The 5,375-nt window shown below is 52.4% G+C and carries 3 protein-coding genes; 1 reads left to right on the plus strand and 2 read right to left on the minus strand.

The window, feature by feature from the left end:
- On the minus strand, window positions 1–1,496 hold a 1,496-nt coding region (locus VB618_RS19690; protein WP_329798450.1), incomplete at its 3' end, for a calcium-binding protein.
- 230 nt (window positions 1,497–1,726) lie between these two features.
- Entirely contained in the window at window positions 1,727–2,833 is a 1,107-nt protein-coding gene (locus tag VB618_RS19695; protein WP_329798451.1) for a helix-turn-helix transcriptional regulator, read from the minus strand.
- A gap of 920 nt (window positions 2,834–3,753) precedes the next feature.
- On the opposite strand from VB618_RS19695, the gene VB618_RS19700 reads away from it, so the two are divergent.
- Window positions 3,754–5,375: calcium-binding protein (locus VB618_RS19700; RefSeq protein ID WP_329798452.1), on the plus strand; the 1,622-nt coding region annotated here is incomplete at its 3' end.

A 5,375-nucleotide genomic window follows, 5' to 3' on the forward strand; every position in this document is an offset into this window, starting at 1 on the left:
GGCGTGGAGGTCAGCGCATCCTCGCCAATTGAAGAGATCGAGAGAGCAAGGCCTGTCGTCTCGCTGTTCGTGAGGGCAATCTTGCGATCAGCAAACTGCAAAAACCGAATGTTCGTTAGCGTGTCCAGGCCATCTGTTTGTCGTACCGTCCCAGGTGCAGTATCTTCAACGGTAATGCTTCCGTTCTGGTGTGACACAATTTTATACTCGGCATAGTTGCCGTCATAAACTGCTGTGTCCTGACCTTCGCCGCCATCGAGCCGGTCGTTGTAGGCTCCACTGATTAGAGTGTCTTCCCCTGCCTCACCCTCAAGTGTTGGCGTCCGACCACGGGCGATGAGCGTATCATCGCCCCCACCGCCTCTGAGAATGGTGGTATTATGGGCTGTCAGGATGTCGTTGAACCTCGTCCCAATGATGCCGGCAATACCAGAGTAAGTATCTCCGAGAGCATCGCCCTCCATATCGTTCTGGCTTACGTCAATGCCCGTCACAACCCTAGCTGTCGAATACTCGTAGGACACAAAAGCCCAATCCTCGCCTCCATCGTAGGTATCATTTCCGCCGCCGCCAATGAGGGTATCGAGGCCCGCGCCTCCTCGAAGCGTATTGTTATCTGCATTACCAATTAGGACATCGTTGAAGCTTGAGCCGATCAGGCCTTCGATGTTGTGGTAGGTGTCGCCTGCGGCCTCACCTTTGTTGGCAAACCGCACGTCTAGGCTAGCGAATACAGGCGCCGATGTCCTCTCATAGCTGGCATAGTCGATACTGCTAGCCGGATCGCCCCCGTCGCCATCACCATCCAATACATCGGCGCCGTCTCCGCCGACGAGGGTGTCATTAGCCAGGCCGCCCTTGAGGATGTCATTCCCGGCTTGGCCAAAGAGCCTATCGGCATCCTCCTGGCCATAGAGCAGGTCGTCACCGCCTTCGCCCTCTAGTCTATCGCCACCCGTTCCGCCAAGCAGAGTGTCATTTCCCAACGCCCCATGGAGCGTATCAATGCCACTTCTACCTTCTAAGTGGTCGTTTCCATCCCACCCTTGAAGGTCATTATCCTGCGCATCTCCAACAAGCGTGTCATTATAGGCGGAGCCCACGAGCCCTTCAATGTTTGAAAATGTGTCGCCGGCTGCCTCGCCTGTGTTGTTGCTCGGAGTGCTGAGATCGACGATTATATCGCCCGTCGCCTGATCGTAATGGGCAAAGTTGAGTTCGCCTACCCCGTGGCCACTGCCAGAGATAAAATCTGATCCTGCGCCGCCCCAGAAGTGATTACCTCCTCCATGGCCGTACAGCCAGTCATTCCCGTCGCCACCATAAAGCGAGTCTGCACCACCATGTCCGTAAAGCATATCATCTCCACCATGCCCATAGATGATGTCATCGTCTGGACCGCCGTCGATTAAATTGCTTTTGTTGTCTCCCTCTATGATGCGCGAAGTGATCTGGAGTCGTACGTACGAATCCATCAGGTTACGAAACTTTGCCATGATCAGCCTCTGCCCTTGCGAAATGCAAAGCAGATGGCATGCCATGGGAGCCAAACTTCGTCCCCGTATGAACACATAGGTTCAAGTGACCAAACTGGAGCCTTCTGGACCAGACGTGCGGCAGCGACCTTGGACGTGCAGCCAAACCGATTCAGCTTTGATTATTGAAGCCGCAGTCTGCTGATGAAAATCTAAACTAACGAAGAGCTTAGTCGGACGAAAACGCCCACTTAAGCCGAGGGGCGGTCAGCCCCCCACACAATCCGTATTAAGTCGGCTTGACGTGATACCTGCGTTTTCTCAAAGAGGCATTTGAGCTGTGTTTTAACAGTATTCCGACTGAGTTGATGGCTCTGACAGTACTCATTGAGCGTCTGCCCAGCTGATATTGCCTCTAGGAGGCGTGTCTCCGCGCCTGTTAGGCGGTAGACGTCTTGTAGGTATTGCGAAGATCGACGTGTTGAAGTGCGCTGACGATTGAATAATAGGAGTGCTTTGACCTGCCCGGGAGCTTGCCAGGATCCGCTCCCTGACACCGGCACAATTGTGCCGTTCAGGTCTTCTTCTCCGCTCGACCCAATAGAGATTGTTTGTGCCACACGCTGATCAATTGCCTTCTTCAAAACGCGCTTGAGCTCGTTGTCTTTATCAGGGTTGCCAATACTAATGCGTCCAAAGCGCGTTGAAAGCAGACGGTGCGTCTTGAGAAGATGCTCTCCTTCGATATTGGCATCATCTAAAGTACCATCTCGATTTAGAAGCAGGATCCCAACTCCCATCTGATCCAAGCCTTTGAACTGGGCTGCGACAAGATTGTGCTGCGCTCCCAATCTATCGTTTATATGAAGAGCTCTACGAAAGTGCGGCACCAACTGGGCAAAGGCCCTCACCTCGCTGTCACTATAGTCCCTATCACCGTTGAACCGGTGAAAAGCTACAAACATTGACATGTTGTCGCCGAGACCGAGGGACGTGCCAACTGAATACTTCAGACGCTGTGGCCTTAGCCAGTCATTGAAATACTCCGTCCTCTCCAATTCTCTCTTAGAAACAGCCTCGAACATTCTCGCTACAGTGCCATCGGGCAACGCGAGCGTTTCCGGAATGAGAGGATTGATGGAAACAAAATGTTGCTTGTAGCTCGATACATACTCTTCTTCAAACCCGCTGCTCATATCTACAATGACTGATTGAGAAGTTGCATCATGAATGAAGAGAGAGGCTGTGCTCTGAAATTGTTCCGCCAAACGTGTTCCAACGGTATTCCAGGCTTCTGAATCCGTTGAAGCCTGATAGATTGCCTCAATCAATTCTACTAGTTGGAACGGAGTCGGCATCGCAGGAGTCCATTCAATGAGACGGTGAGAATATGCTGTAGTGCTTTTCCACTCGAAGGTAAAAATTATCTATAGAATTATCGATCTTGGTGATGTGCTGCAAGTTCATAATAAGCAAAAGTCAAAGCTAAATATCCTCTATTATTATAATCGTACATCATAACGTCACATGCTTTCAGTATATCGGATTTTGGGCACTCTATTTTATAGAAAAATATAACTTATTTCTCTGATAATAATAACTATATATCAACAATTTGAAAGAATTTACCTCATAACTACATTAAGATGACAGTAGTAATATAAGTTGATGCTATAAAATAGCGTTATATTCCCTTTTGATGGGGCGGTTGTATATATCCAAGTGATTTGAAGACAACTTTTTGATCGCTCTTGGTGATCGCAAATCTGAATAATTCCATTGCCACTAATGCCGCTTAATTCAAATCTATAACCCGGTTCCTAGCCACTCATGGTTCCCAAAGTTGAGCTGTGTTGAGTGCTAACACAATGTCCATTGGATGAGTCTTAATGCTGCCTCATCAAGGAAATTGGTTCCTAGCGATGCGTCTCAAGAGAGCATCTAAAACCTCAGCATAAAGAGGCCTTACCTTCTGCACGACTGGATTTGCCGCTGAGCGCTGACATAATTTGCGATGGATTACGTCGATAATGATGAGATCGTGGAGTACCTGTTTCGCTTAGCACGGCGGCGCAGCATGGACCTTTCTGTAATCTGCGGACATACAGGCTTTGTAGGCTATCCTATATACATTCAGGCTGACAAATCGGCAGCCTCACTTGTGCGCCGTCGCACGCTGCGATGATGTTGCCGGCTAATCCTGGGTGTTCGTACGGGGCGATTGCTGCGATCTCATGGCATGTCGTCTGCTTTGCATCACGCAAGGGCAGAGGCGACCATGGCTAATTTTCGCACATTGATGGGTTGGACCGGACGCAGTGCACTGACGTATTTAGCCCCCTCCTCGACGCTGGCCTATAATACCACGCCAACCGAGTATGCTGATAGCCTTGAAGGCTCGGACGGTGGCGAAACCATTCAGGCTCTTGCCGGCAACGACATCGTTCGCGCCAAGGACGGCAACGACCTGGTCTACGGTCAGGGTGGCCAGGATCAGCTATTCGGCGGCGACGGCGACGATATCCTGAAGGGCGGTCATGGCAGCGATACGCTCGTCGGCGGTCTTGGGGCAGATGTGCTCGACGGCGATGGCGACGGGGGCGATCCGACCACTAGCATCGACTATGCCAGCTATGAGAACGCCGGAGCGGGCCTCACCGTCAGTCTCAATCCTTTGTATCAGAACACCGGTAAGGCAGCCGGGGACACCTTCGGCAACATCGAAGGCCTGCTTGGCTCGGCCTACAACGACGTGCTCATCGGGGATGATGGCAATAATACGCTCCACGGCGGTGACGGCGATGACACCCTCGAGGGTGGCAAGGGGATTGACACCTTCTATGGAGGTAGCGGGTTTAATTTCGTTTCGTACGAACACGCGGCCGCGAAGGTGAGGGTCAGTCTGCAGGCAGGCCCATCCGGTAAGGAAGGAGAAGCCGCCGGAGAGTACTATCAGTCGATTGGAGGGGTCATCGGCTCAGCTTACGATGACGATCTCACGGCGGATACGGGCACCTGGATAAAGGGCGGTGGCGGCAAGGACACGATCCATGCCCCATCTACCGGAAGTGCAACCCTCGAGGGCGGAACAGGCGACGATACCTATTGGGTATCCAATTTGTTTGCAAAAAATGTAATCGAGACCTCCGGTGGCGGCACAGACATTATCTATGTGTCGGGAGACGCTGTTGTCTCGTTAGAAGATTACCCGGAGATTGAGAATCTTTGGGCGGCAGGCGGACCGGTAGAATTCATCGGAAACAGCAAGAACAACGCTTTTAACGGAAGTATCGGGGGCATCCCCGATACTTTGCGTGGCGGGGCGGGAGACGACACGCTATCAGGTGGCGGTTCCGGTGCGAGTTATCTTGGCGACCATCTTTATGGAGGCGAAGGTGCCGACACGCTGAACGGACGAAGCGAGGATTACGCTCACTATGATCTTGCCACGAGAGCTGTCGTGGTCGACCTTACCGATGCGTCGCGCAATACAGGCGAGGCTAAAGGTGACGTCTTGATCTATATCGCCCGTCTCGTCGGTTCGGCCTTCAACGACACGCTCACGGGCGATAAGGAGATGAACACCCTTTCGGGCGGTGCCGGCGCTGACACGCTGACGGGCATGGGCGCCAATGACAACCTCGATGGCGGCGAAGGTTTGAACACGGCTGTGTTTCGCGGCAATTACGCCGACTACACGATCACAGACAGGAGCGCGTTTGCTGGCGAAGCTGGCATATGGTCCGTCGCGGACACGTTAGGTCGTGACGGCACCGATGCTATCAAGAACATCCAAATTCTTCGGTTTGCCGACCGCTCCATTCGTTTCAACAACCATGAAACCACCGGCCTTACGGTCGCCACCGATCCGGTCAGCGAAGACAGGCTGGCCACTTCGAT

Origin of the sequence: Microvirga sp. CF3062 (assembly GCF_036314045.1) — a bacterium.
Classification (GTDB): Bacteria; Pseudomonadota; Alphaproteobacteria; order Rhizobiales; family Beijerinckiaceae; genus Microvirga.